The sequence below is a fragment of the Pisciglobus halotolerans genome (assembly GCF_900113675.1).
GTDB lineage: Bacteria > Bacillota > Bacilli > Lactobacillales > Carnobacteriaceae > Pisciglobus > Pisciglobus halotolerans.
Window position 1 is genome coordinate 12942 of sequence record NZ_FOQE01000005.1, and the last position, 19633, is coordinate 32574.

The following is a 19633-nucleotide window of genomic DNA, read 5'->3' on the forward strand; positions in this document are numbered from 1 at the left end:
CTTCTATTTTTCTGGCAGTTGATACATATCTTTTTGGTACAATACAAGTATATAGCATTTAAATGGAATTGTTCCGGAGTGAATTGTATAATAAAAAATGAAATAATCCGTTTTTTTAGGAAGGGTAGTTTGAATATGTATGAAAGCATCAAAAAATTTTTTTTTACGTCTGCGCAACGAAGAATTAAAAATCGGGTGGAACAGATAAATGAAAAAAGAAGAATACTAAGGCAATCAGGTAAAATGCAATATAAGAATCTTAAACTACTAAAGCCAACACATATTTATCCTAATAAGCCAAAACTGATAAAAGATATTTTAAATGGTGGGGGAGAGAATATAGGTCATTTTCTTTCGCCGTCTATCGCAACGGCAATTCTAGAAAATATAAAGCTGATACCAGAACGTCATACAAATTCAGCAGATAGTGAACTTCAGAAAAAAATGCGAATGGAAAACCTTGAGTTTGTCAATATGTCAGAATTATATTGGGGGAATGATGAGTATCTTTTAAGCCAGGAAGGGCAGTTTTCTTTTTTCTTTTATCTCTTTAATGATTTACTTCAATCTCCTGATTATGGAGAAAAAATTGAACAATATTTAATTGATTACATTCCATTTGCTACACATAGCGCTTATGAAACAGGATTGAAAAAAAATAAAGATTTAATCTACTATACAAATTATTCGTTTGATGAAAATGTGGATGTATTCGCAGAAGCTGTTTATTATTTTTGTAAAATTGGTTACTTAGAAGAGTTGATGGAAAAGTTCGTTGAATTAATTCATACCAAATTTGAATATGAGTCAAAAGATTCCGATGGGCGGTATATAAAAAAAGAAACAGACACTGGTTTCTCGGTGTTTGAAAAAATTTTTGATCAATTCGTTAAGGAGAATGTATTACCTTTAATAGAAGAGACAGACCAATCATCTTCTTTAGGGAAAAGAGTGCATGATATTCTTGTCGCTGATTTACTTCATATGAATTCACGCTTGTTGTATTTGGATATGAGTATTAGTCCAGAAGCACATGATTATCATTTAACAATCGGAGAAGAGCACGAGATGGATGTAATGCAGAATTTAGTTGATGCAAGTGGCAAATATGTTGATGAGCTACACAATGTTCAAATTCAAATGTATGGTGATATTGAATTTGAATATTTCAACAGCGAGGTCTTTTTATTGCGTCAGAGAGAAAAATATTTTTCAATGAAGCGGTTTAAGAGTTTAATGAGTGAGTAGGAATAGAACAAGCTAATATAGAAGAATAGGATGAACAAGAATCCGTTGTAATGCGAGAGAAACTACAATAAGAGATTGCTGAAGAAAAAGGACATTCCCAAAATTAGGATTGCCATTCTCTTTGACCATTTTTACGGTATAATTCTTCTGAGTAGTAAATACAAGGTTCTGGAGGTAGTTATGGAAACAAAGCTGAATCAAGAGATACGAACTGTATTGGAAAAGTTCGACGATAAATATTTTATTGAGGGTATTGTTAACAAAAACAAAGTGATTCGTGACTTAGATAGTTACGATACTGATTTAGTAAAAGCACTATTACTAAACGATGAATTGAAAGAACGGTTCACGATGGAAATTGCTGATGCAACAGTTATAAAAGTGAATGATCTAATTGACGTATTTGAGCAGGATGAATACTGGCAAGATTCCTATACAAAATATTCTAAGAAAATCGGACTGACTATAAATGGAAAATTTTTGGATGAAACAAGTGAAGTTGTGTTGGATTTTCCGTACAAAGATACCGTTTTGAAAGCGAGTATGTCAAAGGAAGATACTGATCAAGATGATCTGAGACCAAATGAACCATTTTTGAATGAAGTTATCGCACGAGAGGAAATTGATACTTTGTTATCAGAAAAAATTTTAGTGAGTGCGAAGAAATATACCAGTGAAGGTTCTAGCGAAGTAAGAGTGATTTCGGATGAAGACAACTTGATTTTGAAAGGAAATAATCTTCTTGGGCTATATTCAATTCGTGAACGTTTTACAAATAAGGTAAAGATGATTTACTTGGATGTTCCTTATTTCTTTAAAAAGAAAATAGCAGAAGATTCATTTAAGTATAATTCCAACTTTAGAATGTCCACATGGCTTGTATTTCTCAAAAATCGTATAGAGATTGCAAGAGAATTACTTTCTGAAGATGGTTCAATATGGATAAATATCAGCGATGATGGGATGCACTACTTAAAGGTGCTAGTTGATTCTGTTTTTGGTAGTGAATCGTTTGTAGGAACGATTCCTAGAAAAACAAGGGATGGAAAATCAGATGTTCCCTTTAATTTTTCTCAGGATTTTGACTGGTTGCTCGTCTATACAAAAGGGGTGGAATCTGACGCAATTGTTGGGAGAAAAATTGAACGAAAATATATCGTGACCGAAGATTTCCCAGATAGACCATGGCGTAGTGCTGATTTAACAAAACAGACTACTGCAAAAGAAAGGGAAAATTCAAATTTTACTATGGTTAATCCTAAAACCGGTAAAGAATATCCAGCTAATCCTAAACGCTCATGGGCCGTTACTAAAGATACTTTTCAAAGTTGGTATGACAAAGGTGGAATCGGATTCCCAGATGATTATGATTTTATGCGTGGTGAGAAACCGTTTAGGCGAGTCTTTAAAGATGAAGATGATGCGAAAGACAAACCAACGGCTGTATATAGTGATTTATTATTGAAAGAATTTGTTACTACAGTTTTAACAAAAGCCAAAAATAAGAGTGGCAATGATGAAATTGATGCTTTATTTGGTAGAGATGAATTTGATTATGCTAAGCCTGAGGGCTTATTAAAAGCAATCATTGAAGTAGCAACTAAAGAAAATGATTTCGTTCTAGACTTTTTTATGGGTTCAGCAACAACCCAAGCCGCCGCCATGAAGATGAATCGTCGTTTTATTGGTATTGAACAAATGGATTACATCAATACTGTCTCAGTACCACGACTTCAAAAAGTTATTGAAGGTGAGCAAGGAGGAATTTCAAAAGAAGTAAATTGGCAAGGTGGAGGTTCATTTGTTTATGCTGAACTAATGGAGAAAAATACTGGATTCATCAAAGAGATAGTTAATGCAAAAAGCATGACAGAATTACAAGCTATCTTCAAACGAATGTTGGAAACTGCTGATTTTGATTTTCGTGTAGATTTGGAAGAAATTCAAAAGGATGAATTGTGGCAGCAAGCTATTGACGACCAAAAACGTCTTTTAATTAAGGTGATTGACAAGAACCAACTTTACTATAATTATTCAGAAATTGATGATAAAAACGTCCTAGATTTGATTTCTAGTAATGACTATAAGTTTAATAAAAACTTTTACAGGGATCGAGGTGAATAAAAATGGCAAAGAAAAAAGCCGTTAAGAATAAATTATCCCTTCCGTTATTAGAGGAATTAAAAACATTAGATAAAAGTTTTATGAATAGTGAATCAGGGTGGGAAACACCTGTTTACCTAGAACAAAACATGGTTCATAAATTTCGTAGTTATCAATCCGATGCTTTGCGATATTTTCATTATTCGCAAGCATCGGAAACGTTTCAATATAGAAATATAAAACACGTACTGTTTAACATGGCAACGGGTAGCGGGAAAACCGATGTCATGGCTGGGCTAATTTTGTATATGTATCAAGAATTAGGCTATCAAAACTTTTTGTTTATCGTAAATACCAATAGTGTTTTAAACAAGACCATTGATAATTTAACCAACCCGCAGTCACCTAAATATCTTTATCAACCCACAATTGAAATTGATGGTGAACGTATTAGAATCGAACGGGTAAAAATTTTTCCAAGAGTACAAAGCAAGAACACGATTTATATCAAATTGTCTTCTGTTCAAATGGTCACGACAGATATTTTCACACAAAGCGAAAATTCAATGGGTAAAGATGATTATGCAAGACATAGAATAGCGATTTTAGGAGATGAAGCGCATCACTATTCTGCTTCAACTAAACTATCTGATAAGCAAAAAGAATACGAGCAATCATGGGAAAAAGCGATTGATATTATTTTGAATGCCCGAGATGATAATCGGTTGTTGGAATTTACCGCTACGATTGACCTTGAAAACAAAAATATCTATGAAAAGTATAAAGATAAAGTGTTGTACCGTTACGCATTAGATCAATTTATCTTGGATCGGTACTCAAAGAACGTCAAACGAATCCAATCTGGAAACTCTGATGAAGAAAATATGCTAAGTGTTGTCTTGTTGAGTGAATTTCGTCGTCGTTATGCACTGGAATTGTATCACACACAAATCAAACCGGTTATTATGTTTAAATCTCAAAAAATCAATGCCTCAAATGAAGCCAATCAAAAATTCAATGAACTGATTGAAACTTTAACACCTGAAACTGTACGAGGATTTCTAGAAAGACAAAAAGCCTTGAAGTCAGAAGATGAAAGTGAAACACTGTCTATTGCCTTTGACTATTATCGGAAAAATGAAGAAGAGCTTCCACAAATTGTCCGAGAGATAAAACGAGAATTTTCGTCTAATCGTATTATTAATGCCAATGATAGTGATCGTGGCGCTGGAATGCTGGAAAAAGGGCAATACGAGGCACTGAATACGTTGGAAAGCCCAGCTAATTTGTATCGTGTGGTGTTTGCAGTGGCGAAATTAACAGAAGGCTGGGATGTGTTAAACTTGTATGACATTGTTCGCATTAGTAACTTCAAAGATACGAAAGGTGATAAGAAAACGACAATGGCAGAGGCTCAGTTGATTGGGCGAGGAGCAAGGTATAATCCGTTTAAATTAGATGGTGAAAGAAGCTATCAGCGTCGCTTTGACGAAAATTCAAATGCCACACCTAGTTTAGTGTTAGAAACGCTTCATTATCACACAATCAACGAACCGCAATATTTGAAGAATTTAGTTGAAGCATTGGATGAAATGAATTTGCCATCTGGTGAAGATACAAAAAATCCGCTACTTGATGTTTTAGTGAAGCCATCGTTTAAGCGGACGAACGTATGGAAGAATGGGAAAATTTATTACAATCAAACGATTGTCGTGAGTGATTCTTACTATGACGGGCTAGATAAATATGGCGTAGATAATCAAAGCGATATTGTCATCAAATGGCGATTTGCTTCACAAGAAGTTGAGTATAAGGATAATATCGTGCAAGAAGATTATACAGATACGCATCAAATACCTGTTCAACTAGATGAACGATTTTTGAATAAAGCAATGAATCGATTAAGTTTTTTCCATTTTAATCACTTGAAACAGTTCCTTCCTAACCTGACATCAAGAGAAGAGTTTTATGGTGAAAATTGGTTGAACGTGAGTGGAAGAGCATTGTATGCGACCGTACCAATGACTTTTATGCGAAAAGATTTAACAGCAGATGAAAAACTGGAAATATTGGAATTGTATTTACAAGAAGTTGCACTGAAAATCAAAAGTGGGTATAACAAAGCGAAGGGTACAAACAACTTTATTGGTTATCCGATTAAGGAATATATTTCTGATTATCGTAAGCGAAAACCCAATTACGATACTGGTAAAATGATGTTAGATGGCAAACCGCAGACTGTTGACCGTTATGTAATTGATGATGCTTCTTTTGTCTATGATTCGGCAATTATCAACATGACAGAAAAGCAATTAGTTGATCGAATTCTTGAACGTATTGGAGAATTACGGGAACAATATGATGATGTCTATCTGATTCGAATGGATGAGAATATGCACCGTGAATCCGCTAAAAATGAAGTGTTAAAACTACATCAATTTGAAGCACATCCACAAGTTGTTCGTTTAGAAGGATTCCAACCTGATTTTATCTTATATCTGAAAAATGCGGAATATTTCATGCAAGTCTTCATTGAGCCAAAAGGTGGTAACTTATTGGAACGTGAACAATGGAAAGAAGATCTGTTGCAATATATCAACGAAAATGAGGGTGAGCTTGTTTTTGAAGATGAAGTGGCTGACGTGAAAATAAAAGGATTGAAATTCTACACCATGAATGATGGTAGAGGTACGATGAAACAATTGGCACAGGTAGCATTGGATAAAGAATTTGAAGGGTTGTCAGTAATTTAAAGTAACGTATAGGAGTTGTAAAATGGTTAAGAAGATTGATTTTCATATTCATACTATTGCTACAGAAAAAGACTATCCGTTTTCATATTCATCTAATTGGATAAAAGAATATGTTGAAAAGGCGGAATTAGACGCAATTGCAATTACAAATCATGATTTGTTTGATTTGGAAAATTTTTACAGAGTTAAAGAAGATTTGCCAGATACTCAAGTTTTCCCTGGAATGGAGTTAAGCTTAGAAGAAGGACACGTTAATATTATTTTTTCAGAAGATGAAATTTCTCACCTTGTTAATTTTTCAGAATGGATTCAGAAGCAGAATTTAGGAACAAATGGAAAAATATCTATCAATGATTATTGTGATAATATGATAAATTGGGAAAATGGAATTTATATTTTTGAATTAGGTAAGAGCAATTCGTTAAAAGTACCGGAAAAACTTAACGAGGTCTGTTACGTTGGAGGCGTTTCTAATCAGCTTAAATTTCAAATTTATCATGGAATGGATGATGGTTTGTTCCCTGTACTATTTAGCGATGCTCACGCAGATGAAAATGACAGTGAAGAGCGAAGAAGAGACATTGATTCTTTGAAAAATAAAAATACCTATTTGCAAATCGACAATTGTTCGTTTCGAGAAATAAAAAATAGTTTATCAGATAAGACAAAAATTGGTGTTAATAGAAGCTATCTTCAAGATGTGATTGATATTCAAAATCATAGGGTTTCAACAGGATTAAATTTAATAGTTGGGAAAAGAGGAACAGGAAAAACTAATTTTTTAAAGACTATAAAGAAGCAATATGAGTCCGATGATATTTATGAAATTGCGCAATTTGAAACGGCGAAAGCTGATGACTTTATTGAAAAGCAACGGAGAAATCAAGGACAAGTTGCAGTAAGGCTTTGGAATGAAAAATATCAAACTCAGTTTTTAGCTATTCAAGAATACTTGAGCTATGCAGACGAAGATTATGGAAAAGATATTGATTTGTATTTGGAAAGTGTAAAAAAATTTGCAAAAGATATTACAGAAAGTAAATCCACTTCAAAATATAAGATGGTAAAAGAATCTAACTTTGAAAATATAACAACAAGAAACATCGAACAATATTTAACGAATTTGAAAGAACTCATTAACAGTCGAGATTTATGGAGTTTAGTAAATGATCCTGAAATAAAGAAACGTGTATTTGTTGAAACTTATAGTGAGTTGCGTGAAATATACATTGAAAAACAAACAAAGAATATCATGCAAGAAAAAGCTAATGATATTATAAATTCTGTAAAACAGTTTGTTCAGTCAAAAACTGGAATTACACCGGTAGTTGGGTGTGAATTTTCAAAAATAATTCAAAAATATCAGATTGAAAATGAAATTCAAGGATTTATGAAGAAAATAATCTGTGAAACGGAATTGAAAAGGGAAAATATACATGGTTATCAAATTATTGTTAAACTCAGTCCGTTTAAAAGCGCAGATGAGTTTAGAAGTGATATTGTAACAAAAGAAGGAGTCCTTCACGATCTGATTAGTCCTTATAAAGATGAAAAGTATATCGATTTTTTAAAAAATTTAAAGAAAAAAAGATTCTTTAAAATTGGGCAGCTATCCTATTATTTTCTTCATATAGAAGTTGAACTACTTGATTCAGATGGAACGCCTGCTTCTGGGGGACAAGCTGTTGGGTTTGCTTTAATGATGAGATTAGAAGAGGCAAAGAACAAACCCATAGTTTTAGTAGATGAACCAGAAGCGTCATTAGATAATGCTTATATACGTGGAGAATTGATTAAAGCAATTAAAGGACTAAGCAAAGAAAGTACAGTATTTGTAGTTACTCATAATTCTACTTTGGGAACTTTGTTAGAACCTGATTACCTAGTAGTGACAACCAAAAATGATGCAAAGGAATACTCTGTTTTAACAGGTGAATTTTCATCACAGACTATTTCGGTTAATTCAGAGATGGCTGAGAATAGCTATGAAAAATTTGTTGAAGCAATGGAAGCTGGCATAACAACTTATATTAAAAAGGGAGAAATATATGAAAGTCTTAGAACTAAATAATGGAAAATCAAGTTTTTTGATTGATGAGAAACATATCGCACCAGAAGCTTTGTCTAGAGAGGATTTATTATACATTTTAAATAAAATATATGAAGATGAAACTGACAGTATTGAAATTCCTCAATTGGAAGAACTTGAAGAGATTAAGAATCCAATTGAAAAAGAAATCGTTCAACAAATAATTCAAAAGATGGTTGAGTTTAAAAATAATGTAGAGAATATTCGCCAAGAGGTTCAATCTCAATTCCCACCAATAAAAAATTAGAAAAAAACAGTGCTTTTCTAGTTTTACAAACGAGGAAAATCCCTTGATACAATTACCATTAAGCAACACTAGAAATCATTAAACCATAAGGTCTTAAGAATAATTAACGACCGAAAAACATGTTACGAAAACATCTTAAATGCGATAGCAGGTTTCTTGAGTAAGAAAACAAGAATACTTTCATAAATTGTGCATTATTCTTAAACTAACAAAATTCAAAGTATAGTTTCGGCTCGCAGTATTTTATAAAAGTTGACACCATTGCCTTCAAATATTTTGAAAGTCAATAAAATTTTTTATTCTAAATCGCATTAAAAATGTTGATAATAAAATGTTTTGAAGCTTATTCGAATTCTGACAAACCTAACCAGGTTTTAAAAAGCTCGCAATATTAGTCAGTTTTCAAAGCGTTAAGACTATTATATATATCCTCAAAAGAGAATTGCTAACATGCAGTTCTCTTTTTTCATACACAAAAACAGGCGGTCTCAATACGCTGCAGCTGTAAGAACGCAAAGATTTGCGGATACGATTTAAAAAATAAAAAGGGATAAGAATATTTTGCGTATATTATAGACACTAACTATGAAAGAAGGTCTATAGATGATGAGAGAAAGAGAAATAATGAAAGACTTTAACGGACTGGGGGATAGGTTGGCTTTGAAAAAGAGCCCCGTTTACTCATTGAGAGAGTGTTTAGGAAGCTATGACGAAAGAATGTGGCAACAACTTGAACGTACTTTTGGAATCGAGAGATCAAAACTAGAAGGAAAGCAAGAACGAATGAGACAATTAGAAGCTGCTATCCAACAAGATATGAAGCGGCAACTTTTGTATTTGACGAGGAGACAAGCTTATTTCTTACTAGAATGTACACAAAAACCGTACATCAACCATCTCTCAGAAGCTTTTGGATTTGAAACGATTTTCTCTTTGATCGATGTAGGATGGATTTATTGGTTCGAGATAGGGGAAGAAATGTGTTTTGTTTTACCGGATGAGTTAAAGCGGATTGTAGCAGACACCTTTTTTGAAGATGACACTTTCTCAGAGCAACAAAAGTTCTACGAATTGTCAGAATACATTGAAGCTTTTGTTCATTTATATGGTGTTTTTGAAAAAGATTATTTGCTTGATATTTGGAATCAACATCATCCAAAAGATTTGTTTACGATAGAAAAACTAGAAAATTATGTTAGAGGAGCGAATAAGCGCCAACCGGTTTTTGTAAGCGAAGGGAGACTCATTTATGCCGCAGATGAGTTTAATTCAGAATCTGCACTGGGATTATCGAATGAGGTATCTGAGCTGCCTTATTATAGGCCAAAACCGGAAGAAATCTGGCCACTAGCGTATAAGAAAACGCAAGATACTGTAATATATCATCAGCTGGAAAAGTATGTCAGAAGATGGATACCTGCTAACCAATCAAAAGAAATCTTGTCAGACGTATTGAATTTTGTCCGTGTTGGTTTCCTTGATAAAGAAGTGACGACAGAATTGGTGCTAGATGGATTACTGGACCCAACAAATAATACTTTTATGAATAAATTTAGTTTTTATTACAAAAAGCTGTCGAACGATACCCGGTGCTGGTTTTGTAAAGGGCATAAGCCTTGCGAACTCAAAAGAGTAATGGATTTGCAGCAAAACAAGATTCCAGAAGAAAACATTGTTCCATTTCCCGTTAGCCATGAAAGATAGAAAATAAGTGAAGCTTTTTATGATGAAAGAAAAATTAGCAAAACAGAAATTTTTGCTGAATATTTACAAGAAAGAAGAGCCGCAATTCTTTAAGAAAGCCCAGAAATTCTTAACATTAACGGTTGCTGAAAGTTAGTGTAAAAATTATTGTTGGAAAACACAAAAAAAGGACAGCTCCTTGTATTATGATGATGTTACTACAAACATATCAATAAGGCGCTGTCCTGATGTCTATTATACAAGAAGTGATGGAAACAATTCCTAAAGAAATGAAACTTATTTTTGTTTCATCATTGCTAAAGATCGGTAGTTGTTATATCATAAAATTAATCAGTTGAAAGCGCTTCGCCAAACAAGCTCTGTATTTACTATTCATTGCATCAAGGAGGGGATGATGAAGAAAATATGCTTTGTATTAACTGTCAGCACTGGGATAAATTATGGATCCATATTTTCTGCACCAATTATCAGGAATCATGATGATTTGAAAGAGTATTTTTCTAAGTATTATGACGTTTCAATTAATTATTTTAAGGACAAAAACTCAATTGATTATTTGGTAGTCCCTAAACCATTTATGGCTTTTGATAATGAAAATAATCTTCCCATCATCGAAGTGCCAGCAATTTTATTTATGGAAAAGGATTTTGAAAAAATAAAGACCTATATAGATAATTATTTTTCCGACCATCCTCAAAGAACATAAAAAATAGTTCCTCTTATACTTTTTTGCAGTTGTTAAGTTTTGTGAAACAATAAATACGATAAGAAGAAGTGCAACTATTCTTTATATGGCGTGAATCAAGACACTGATTTTTCATGACATTCATTAAAATAGTTTATCTAACCAAGCAGGTATCAGACAAGCAGACTCCTGCGGGAACAGTGGACCAAGTGAGATTGCTGAAGCTTATTAAGGAAATGTAGTTTTGTATAAAATAAAAAAATTCCGTCGCAAAGTCTCGCGCTGCTTGCTTTGTACCATTTTGTTAAGGATTTATGGTATCAATCAAGGTTAATGGCAAAAGCGTAATGTATACCCAGCGAATAGTATGGCTTTTTAAAAAAGTAAAAATAGCAAACATCGTCGGCATAAGTGCAAAAACTTTTTTCCAACCATTCATTGGCACTATCTTGCTGAAAGAAAAGATTGACAGCTGATACTGTTAAAGGCTATGATAATAACGAATCAAACAATGGCGATGAAAGAAGGAGTAGGTACTTTAGTTGCTGTCTAGCGAGTTTGGGATAGTGAAAGCCAAATGCAGAACGGGTATCGAAGGCGTCTGGAGCTCAATTTAATAAAAGATGCTGGTCAAATGTGATCAGAATTAGGGTGGAACCGCGGTAATTTATCGTCCCTATGCTGGCTTTTTAGTCTGCATAGGGGCTTTTTTTTGTTTGTTTTCGTAAGCAGTCAAAGTGACAACCTTACATGACAGACCAGCGTCTTTTTTGATCCATTGATCTATTCGCAACGTTTTTCATAGCCCATTGAAATAAGGAGTGACATTTATGGAAAAGAAACAGTTAACGTTTCAAGAAATTATCCAAACTTTACAGCATTACTGGTCTGAACAAGGATGCATGCTGATGCAATCTTATGATACTGAAAAAGGTGCTGGAACGATGAGTCCGTATACCTTTTTAAGAGCTATCGGTCCTGAACCTTGGAATGCAGCTTATGTAGAACCATCGAGAAGACCTGCAGATGGACGTTTTGGTGAAAATCCAAACCGTTTATATCAACATCATCAATTTCAAGTCGTTATGAAACCTTCTCCTGAGAACATTCAAGAACTTTATTTAGATAGCTTAAAAGCTTTAGGTATCAATGCTTTGGAACATGACATTCGTTTTGTTGAGGATAACTGGGAAAATCCTTCTATGGGTTGTGCTGGTTTAGGATGGGAAGTATGGCTTGATGGAATGGAAGTCACACAATTTACGTATTTCCAACAAGTGGGCGGTTTAGAATGCAAACCAGTAACAAGTGAGCTGACTTATGGTTTAGAACGCTTAGCTTCCTATATTCAAGAAGTAGATAATGTATTTGATATTGAATGGACGAACGGTGTCAAATATGGCGATATTTTCAAACAACCTGAATATGAACATTCAGAGTATTCCTTCAATCAAAGCAATCAAGATATGCTATTGATGTTGTTTGATGCCTATGAAAAAGAAGCTAAAGCTCAAATTGCAGCTGGTCTAGTTCATCCAGCCTACGATTATGTTTTAAAATGTAGTCATACGTTTAATTTACTAGATGCTCGCGGAGCTGTTTCTGTTACGGAACGAGCAGGTTTCCTAGCACGTATTCGAAATATGGCTCGTGCACTTGCAAAAACGTTTGTAGCAGAACGTGAAAAACTTGGTTTCCCTCTTTTAAAAGATAAGGAAACTACAGCTGAGGAGGGAAAATAAGGTGACCCATCATATTTTATTAGAAATTGGACTAGAAGAAATGCCAGCTCATATCGTGTCGCCAAGCCAACAGCAATTGGCAGAAAGGACAAAGGACTTTTTGCAAAAAAATCACTTGTCTTTTGGAGAAGTACAAGCTTTTTCAACGCCTAGAAGATTGGCTGTTTTGATAAGAGAAGTTGCTGATAAGCAAGAAGATGAAAAAGTGATCGCTAAAGGACCGGCTAAACGGATTGCAATGAATGAGAATGGCGAATGGACAAAAGCTGCACAAGGATTTGTCAGGGGACAAGGAATGACGACAGAGGATATCTTTTTCAAAGATATTAAAGGCGCGGAGTATGTGCACGTTGAAAAATTTGTTCCAGGAAAAACAGCTATGGAAGTATTGAAAGGGCTAAATGAAGTCATTACAGCAATGACTTTCCCAGTCAGCATGCATTGGGCTGATTATACATTTAAATATATCCGTCCGATTCATTGGATCGTAGCTTTGATGGATAACCAAATTATTCCGTTTAGTGTGCTGGATATTCAAACTGGAAACCAAAGCAGAGGACACCGCTTCCTTGGACATGAAGTAACGATCGATCACGCTTTAAATTATGAAGAAGCGCTTAAAGGCGAATATGTTATTGCTGATGAAACAGAGCGAAAAAAAATGATCGTGTCACAAATTCATGCTATTGCTTCTGAAAATAACTGGGTCGTTGATATTGATGCAGATCTTTTAGAAGAAGTAGCCAACTTAATCGAATACCCAACTGCTTTTTACGGAAATTTTGATGCACAATACCTAACGATTCCAAAAGAAGTGCTCATCACTTCGATGCGTGACCATCAACGTTATTTCTATGTGAAAGATCAACAAGATCAACTGCTTCCTTATTTTATTTCAGTTCGAAATGGGAATAGTCAGTTTATTGAAAATGTGGCTAAAGGGAACGAAAAAGTGTTGGTTGCAAGACTGGACGACGCAATGTTCTTTTACAATGAAGACAAAAATCTAACCATCAATAGTTGTGTTGAGCGATTGAAACAAGTCACATTCCATGAAAAAATCGGAAGCATGTATGAAAAGATGCAACGAGTGCAAAGAGCCAGTCAAGTGATTGGAGAAAAAGTTGGTCTTTCAGCAGAAGAAATGGCTGATCTAGACCGTGCTGCTCAAATTTATAAGTTTGACCTTGTTACCAACATGGTTGATGAGTTTCCGGAACTCCAAGGGATCATGGGCGAAAAATATGCTCTTTTACAAGGAGAAAAACCAGCAGTTGCACAAGCTATTCGTGAGCATTATATGCCGACATCAAGTGACGGAGAATTGCCAGAATCTTCTGTAGGGACAGTGCTAGCAATTGCTGACAAGTTAGACAGCATTTTTAGTTTGTTTGCAGCTGGCTTGATTCCTACTGGTTCAAATGATCCTTTTGCTTTGCGTCGCCAAGCATTTGGTGTGATTCGGATGATCGTCGATAAAAACTGGTCGTTCCAGTTAAGAACAATCTTTTCAGAGATTATTTCTTCGCTTCCAAGCACAGATACAAATCTTTTGGAAAAATATCAAGAGCGCCAAGAAGATATTTTAGGATTTATGAAAGGTCGTATTCGTCAACTCTTGAGCAACAAACAATTACGTTACGATACAATGGATGCTGCCTTAGGTTCTACCCAACAAGATGTCTTAACCATTATCGATACGGCTCAAACGTTAGAAAAGCATCTCAGTGACAGTGTGTTCAAGTCAACGATAGAATCCGTTTCTCGAATTCTAAATCTTGCTATTAAGGCAAATGAAGAGGATGCAAATGTAGGAGAAAAACCAATTCATACAGATTTGTTTGAAAAACCATCTGAATGGGCACTATATGAAAAATTTAAAGAATTGGAAGAAGCATTCCCTACTTTATCTACAGAAGAAAAATTCCATGCTTTGACAGCGTTGCGGCCAACGATCGATACTTTCTTTGATGAAAATATGGTAATGGCTGACGATGCAGCTATTCGCTCTAATCGTTTAGCAATGTTAGCAGCTATCTCGCAACTAGTCTTATCTTTTGCAAACGTAAAAGACTTAGTGGTAAAATAACATTTACCCAAGATACATTACTTTATCCCCCCTGAATACTGTATCTTTATCATGATGTATCTTGATTAGAACTCCGTTAGAGCTTTTTCCTCTAATGGGGTTCTTTCAATATTCTAATAGATTTTCTTTTAAAGCATTCACTTGAAGCATCGCGATCAAATAGAGTCGCAAATAAATCAACTTTTGAAATTACGATCAGGAGTGGAGGAGAAACACGATGAAGAAAGAGTTAAAGATGAAGAGAGTTTATGAAGAAGCGGAAAAAGACGACGGCTATCGAATTTTAGTAGATCGTATCTGGCCTAGAGGAGTGGCTAAAGAAAAGGCAGCAATTGATGAATGGTATAAAGAAATCACACCTTCTACTAAGATACGAAAAGCTTTTGATCATAAACCTGAAAGATTTGATACATTTAAACGGGAATATATTGATGAACTGGATCAAAACGAGGAAACAGATGCTTTTATAAAAAAGGTTTCACAGCAATTGAGTAAAGAGACGGTTACGTTTGTTTATGCAGCTAAAGATAAAGAGTACAATCATGTCGTCATTTTGATTGATTATGTAAAAGAGAAAATGAAGGGTTGATCGTCAAATCTCTCTATCAATTTGGAATGACAGCTTAGAATGAGAAACAAGGAGGAACGGATATGCAAGCCGCTGAAAGAAGAGAAAAAGTCTTGGAACAACTAGGTAAGGAAAACCATCCCATTAGTGCCTCGACACTGGCTAATCAGTTTGGGGTTAGTCGACAAGTAATCGTGGGGGATATTGCATTGATTCGAGCGGCAGGTATTGATATCTTATCAACCCCGAAAGGCTACATGAAACAACTGAATCTGTCAGGGAATCATTATATTGGAAAAGTCGTTTGCCAACACACTTTAGATCAAACAAAAGAAGAAATTTATACGATTCTTGAAAATGGAGGAGAACTAATGGATGTTATTATAGACCATCCATTTTATGGAGAATTGACTGGCAGATTAAATATTTCAAATAAAGCAGAAGCGGATGTTTTCTTGAAAAAAACATCCGAAACAAAAGCTGGATTATTATCTGAATTAACAAAAGGAATCCACTTGCATACCATAGCGTGTGAGGACCAGTTGTCTTTTGAACGAATCAAATCGGCTTTAAAACAAAGAAACATTTTATATCAAGAGTAAAAGTTTCTTGACTTATTTTTTCATTCTCTTTAAACTATTATTTACAGGTGTCAAGACACCTGTAAATAATAGTTTATGAGGTGTGCAATATGAAAGTAAGACGATCTACCCAACAAGTGACTTTATCGGCTGTTTTAATTGCTATTGGCCTGTTGATTCCAGTTCTTTCTCCGTTGAAAATTATTTTAGAACCGGCTTCCTTTACACTAGCTAGTCATGTCCCAATATTTATTGGTATGTTTATTTCTCCTACTGTAGGATTGGCTGTCGCGTTAGGAACAACTGCCGGTTTTTTTATCGGCGGTTTTCCGCTTATTATTGTGCTACGAGCTTTCACACATGCGGCATTCGCTTTTCTTGGCGGATGGATGCTCGAAAAAAAGCCGCAATGGATAGAAAATAAAAAAACTTCTTTTCTTTTCGCGCTGTTGATCGGAGTGGTTCATGCAATTGGAGAAGTAGCTGTAGTCTCTCTGTTTTACTTTGGCGGCGAGATGACATCTGCTTATTATGCAAAAGGCTTCCTTACGACTGTTTTCATTCTAGTGGGAGTGGGAACAATCATTCACAGCATGGTTGATTTTTTTATCTCTCAAGTGCTTTGGGAATCCTTAAAGAAAAATGTAAAAGAAAAAAGAGATCGTATTCTCTTTGATTAGCTTTTAACGCACCCTATTTTTTGCGAAAATACGATTTAGAACCTTTTTCTTTGAAACGGGTTCTTTTTTGTCAGTTTGATGGTTAGTGTAAAATTATTGTTGGAAAGTACAAAAAAAGGTTCTTTCTCTTTTAACGTTGGTAAAGAAATTTCCTCCGATCGATGGGCTACTGAAATTTCTAGAAATAGGATTCTAACGAGCTTAGCATTAAAAAAATTGATTTTTTACAGACCAACGTTAAATATTGTAGAACCCAAAAAAGGGACAGCTCCTTATGTTATGATGATGTTAACCCAAACCCATCAAGAAGGAGCTGCCCTTATGTCTATTATACAAGAAATGATGGAAACAATCACGAAAGAAATGAAACTTATTTTGATCAAGCGGTGTCAGGAGAATCAGCTTTTAATGATGTTATTTTCGATATCCAAGAGTTGATAAGAAAATCAGGTGTAGAACTGGCAGAAGACTTGTTTTCTCTTTTAGATGAGACGATCAATGAAAGTACACAGCGCAAGAATGATTGGCATGTACAAAGGAAAGCAGATGAAAAAGTAATTTCTACAACTTTAGGCGATATCCGTTTGGCCCGCCATTATTATCATAAAGAAAATCGAACCTTCGCCTATCTGCTGGATGGTGTTTTGAAACTGGCGCCTCATACTCGTATGGATCTGGGGTTCAAGGCAGCTCTTCTGGAAAAAGCGAAAGATGTATCGTATCAAAAAACGATCGACAGCTTCCTGCATAGCGGGACTTCTAGCAGGTCAACCGTTATGAATGTGGCGCATAAAGAACTGGATTAGAGGTGATTTTTCGTGGCACTCATTAAAATAGCCTCTCTAAATAAGCAGGTGCACGACATGTAGACTACTGCGGGAACAGCGGACCAAGTGAGACCCCACAGAACGAAACGCAGTGCCGTTCGAGGAGGCTCGCGGTTCGCCCGCGGAAAGCGAAGTGTCTGCCCTGCATGTATCAATGCTTGCTTTAAAAAAATAAAAAAGAATCAAAAATAGAAAACATTGTCGGCATAAGTGCGAAAACTTTTTTCCAACAATTAATTGACACTATCAGTTTGGCGCTAAAGTTTGTCTTTATCATAGTCTCATGCTATAATACACTATGTACTTTTGTGTAGATAAATAGTAAATGAAAACCGAGTCGCACTTTATTTTTGAGTGCGACTCTTAGATACTTTTGGTCTGAATGATGTAGTGAGGTGACCAATTTGGCCGTTAGAATTCCGGAAGAAACCGTTAATGAGATCCGCGAACGTACCAATATTGCAGATGTTGTCAGTCAATATGTGCAGCTGAAAAAAAGCGGTAAAAACCTATTTGGTTTCTGTCCTTTTCATGATGAGCGAACGCCTTCATTTTCCGTCACGGAAGAAAAACAAATCTTCCATTGTTTTAGTTGCGGACGTGGTGGAAATGTCTATTCTTTTCTAATGGAGATAGAAGGTTTATCTTTTCCAGAAGCAGTTATTAAAACAGCTGAATTAAGTGATATACCAATCGACAGTCGTTTTACTCAGCTTCAACAAGGGGCCGGTACAGAAAAAGACACAAAAAAAGCAACATTGTTGAAACTCCATGAAGAAAGTGCTGAACTATTCCAACACATCTTAATGAACACACAGACAGGTGAAGCAGCTTTAAGCTATTTGCAAAATAGAGGCTTATCAAAAGAAACGATTGAAGCCTTCAGCATTGGCTTTGCGCCTAAAGAGAGAACAGTTTTGGTTCAGTATCTTCAGGGGAAAGGCTATACAGATGAACAACTGGAAGAATCTGGATTATTCATTAAAAGAGAGAGCGGTGAACTGCAAGATCGTTTTCATGGCCGGATCTTGTTCCCGATAGAAGATCATCAAGGAAAAATCATTGCTTTTTCAGGAAGATTGTTTGAAGAACAACCAGAGCTTTCTACTGGACGACATGAACCTAAATATTTGAATAGCCCTGAAACTTATTTATTCAATAAAAGGAGAGTATTGTTTAATTTTCATCGCGCTCGTCCAACGATTCGAAAAGAATCTGAGGTCATTTTATTTGAAGGTTTTATGGATGTGATCGCAGCTTACCAAGCAGGTGTTCAACATGGCGTCGCTTCGATGGGAACAAGTTTGACAAACGAGCATATTCATTTGTTAGACAAGGTGGTAGATAAAGTCGTCATCGCTTATGATGGAGACCAAGCTGGTATAGAAGCGACAAAACGTGCAGCAGATACTTTTGCCGAAGAGACCCATTTTGATATTGAAATTGTTCAATTTGCCGACGGAATGGATCCAGATGAGTTCATTAAGAAAAAGGGTGAAGCATCTTTTAATGAACTGATTCGTCATGGCAGAGCAACACACTTTAATTTTATCATGCAATATTATCGTCGAAACATTCATTTAAATAATGAAAACGAGCGGCTCAATTATATTGATAAGATTTTGACAGAAATGCTGAATGTCCCTTCTGCCATTGAAAGAGAACACTATTTTAAACAACTTTCTGAGGAGTTTGATCTTTCTTTGGCCGCTCTGGAAGAACAGTTCCAGCAAATCTTTCATTCCCGAAAAAGTCAGTCAGATAGAAGACATCAAGAGAAAAAGGTTGAGCCTCGTAAAGAAATATTTTTTCCGCAAGTTCAACAACAACGCAGAAAGCTTTCGTCTGTTGAAAGAACAGAACGGCAATTATTAAATCGTGTGTTTCATTTTGATGAAGCCCGACTTGAAGTGAAAAACTTTTCGGACATCTTTCATTTTGTTCATGACGAGTATCAAATGCTGTATCTATTATACGAAAGCTTTTTAGAGCAAACGGATCATCAAGGTACGATGGATGCATTTATTGACTTTGTTAAAGAACCGGACTTGAAGAACATCTTAGTGGAAATCGAATTGATGACCATGAGTGAAGATTTTTCTATTCGAGAAATTCAAGATTGTATGGATGTTATTTCTCGCAAGTCTGTGTTAGAAGAAAAAATTAAAGAGAAACAACAGGCGATAAAAGAAGCATCCCATCATGGCGATCAAGAGCAGCTTCGTTCATTGATGGCTGAAATCGTAGAGCTCTCGCGCGAGTTGAAAACAAAACCAGTGTAAGAATGATAAAAAGGTTTAAGTAGTTGAAAGAAAAG

Annotated in this window: 14 protein-coding genes; all 14 read left to right on the plus strand. The window is 35.2% G+C overall.

Annotation, left to right across the window (positions count from 1 at the left end):
• The first annotated feature begins 129 nt into the window (after positions 1-129).
• Entirely contained in the window at positions 130-1248 is a 1119-nt protein-coding gene (locus BM057_RS02810) for a hypothetical protein (protein ID WP_092091329.1), read from the plus strand.
• 180 nt (positions 1249-1428) lie between these two features.
• Complete coding sequence (locus BM057_RS02815; protein ID WP_092091330.1) at positions 1429-3372, plus strand: site-specific DNA-methyltransferase; 1944 nt, start codon at positions 1429-1431, stop codon at positions 3370-3372.
• A gap of 2 nt (positions 3373-3374) precedes the next feature.
• Positions 3375-6104 carry a DEAD/DEAH box helicase family protein gene (locus BM057_RS02820; protein ID WP_092091331.1) on the plus strand — a complete coding sequence of 910 codons (2730 nt, stop codon included), beginning with the start codon at positions 3375-3377 and terminating at the stop codon, positions 6102-6104.
• Between the two features lie 22 nt (positions 6105-6126).
• Positions 6127-8175, plus strand: a complete 2049-nt coding sequence (locus BM057_RS02825) for an AAA family ATPase (RefSeq protein ID WP_092091333.1) — start codon at positions 6127-6129, stop codon at positions 8173-8175.
• Positions 8153-8440 (plus strand): hypothetical protein, encoded by a 288-nt coding sequence (locus tag BM057_RS02830; RefSeq protein ID WP_092091335.1) that lies wholly within the window; start codon positions 8153-8155, stop codon positions 8438-8440. Before BM057_RS02825 ends, BM057_RS02830 begins: the two co-directional genes overlap by 23 nt.
• Before the next feature lie 603 nt (positions 8441-9043).
• Positions 9044-10144 (plus strand): hypothetical protein, encoded by a 1101-nt coding sequence (locus BM057_RS02835; protein WP_143074468.1) that lies wholly within the window; start codon positions 9044-9046, stop codon positions 10142-10144.
• Between the two features lie 394 nt (positions 10145-10538).
• Positions 10539-10850, plus strand: coding sequence for a hypothetical protein (locus tag BM057_RS02840; RefSeq protein WP_092091339.1), 312 nt, complete (start codon positions 10539-10541; stop codon positions 10848-10850).
• Between the two features lie 809 nt (positions 10851-11659).
• A complete protein-coding gene (gene glyQ / locus BM057_RS02845; RefSeq protein ID WP_047389912.1) occupies positions 11660-12571 on the plus strand; it encodes a glycine--tRNA ligase subunit alpha in 912 nt (303 codons plus the stop codon).
• A 1-nt stretch (position 12572) separates the two neighbouring features.
• Positions 12573-14660: a glycine--tRNA ligase subunit beta gene (gene glyS, locus BM057_RS02850; RefSeq protein ID WP_092091341.1), complete on the plus strand. Its 2088-nt coding sequence runs from the start codon at positions 12573-12575 to the stop codon at positions 14658-14660.
• Positions 14661-14877: 217 nt separating this feature from the next.
• The gene (locus tag BM057_RS02855; protein ID WP_245741780.1) at positions 14878-15249 is read left to right on the plus strand and encodes a DUF488 domain-containing protein; all 372 of its coding nucleotides are present in this window, start codon (positions 14878-14880) and stop codon (positions 15247-15249) included.
• Positions 15250-15311: 62 nt separating this feature from the next.
• Entirely contained in the window at positions 15312-15830 is a 519-nt protein-coding gene (locus tag BM057_RS02860) for a transcription repressor NadR (protein ID WP_092091343.1), read from the plus strand.
• 89 nt (positions 15831-15919) lie between these two features.
• A complete protein-coding gene (locus BM057_RS02865) occupies positions 15920-16489 on the plus strand; it encodes a hypothetical protein (protein ID WP_092091345.1) in 570 nt (189 codons plus the stop codon).
• Positions 16490-16875: 386 nt separating this feature from the next.
• Complete coding sequence (locus BM057_RS02870; protein ID WP_177186155.1) at positions 16876-17295, plus strand: UPF0236 family transposase-like protein; 420 nt, start codon at positions 16876-16878, stop codon at positions 17293-17295.
• Positions 17296-17720: 425 nt separating this feature from the next.
• Positions 17721-19598 (plus strand): DNA primase, encoded by a 1878-nt coding sequence (gene dnaG, locus BM057_RS02875; protein ID WP_092091349.1) that lies wholly within the window; start codon positions 17721-17723, stop codon positions 19596-19598.
• The last annotated feature ends 35 nt before the right edge of the window (positions 19599-19633 follow it).

Bases quoted from the DNA above. Each gene is read 5' to 3' on its own strand.
- BM057_RS02815 (WP_092091330.1), top strand. From the start codon at position 1,429: ATGGAAACAAAGCTGAATCAAGAGATACGAACTGTATTGGAAAAGTTC.
- BM057_RS02820 (WP_092091331.1), top strand. From the start codon at position 3,375: ATGGCAAAGAAAAAAGCCGTTAAGAATAAATTATCCCTTCCGTTATTA.
- BM057_RS02825 (WP_092091333.1), top strand. From the start codon at position 6,127: ATGGTTAAGAAGATTGATTTTCATATTCATACTATTGCTACAGAAAAA.
- BM057_RS02830 (WP_092091335.1), top strand. From the start codon at position 8,153: ATGAAAGTCTTAGAACTAAATAATGGAAAATCAAGTTTTTTGATTGAT.
- BM057_RS02835 (WP_143074468.1), top strand. From the start codon at position 9,044: ATGATGAGAGAAAGAGAAATAATGAAAGACTTTAACGGACTGGGGGAT.
- BM057_RS02840 (WP_092091339.1), top strand. From the start codon at position 10,539: ATGAAGAAAATATGCTTTGTATTAACTGTCAGCACTGGGATAAATTAT.
- glyQ (WP_047389912.1), top strand. From the start codon at position 11,660: ATGGAAAAGAAACAGTTAACGTTTCAAGAAATTATCCAAACTTTACAG.
- BM057_RS02855 (WP_245741780.1), top strand. From the start codon at position 14,878: ATGAAGAAAGAGTTAAAGATGAAGAGAGTTTATGAAGAAGCGGAAAAA.
- BM057_RS02860 (WP_092091343.1), top strand. From the start codon at position 15,312: ATGCAAGCCGCTGAAAGAAGAGAAAAAGTCTTGGAACAACTAGGTAAG.
- BM057_RS02865 (WP_092091345.1), top strand. From the start codon at position 15,920: ATGAAAGTAAGACGATCTACCCAACAAGTGACTTTATCGGCTGTTTTA.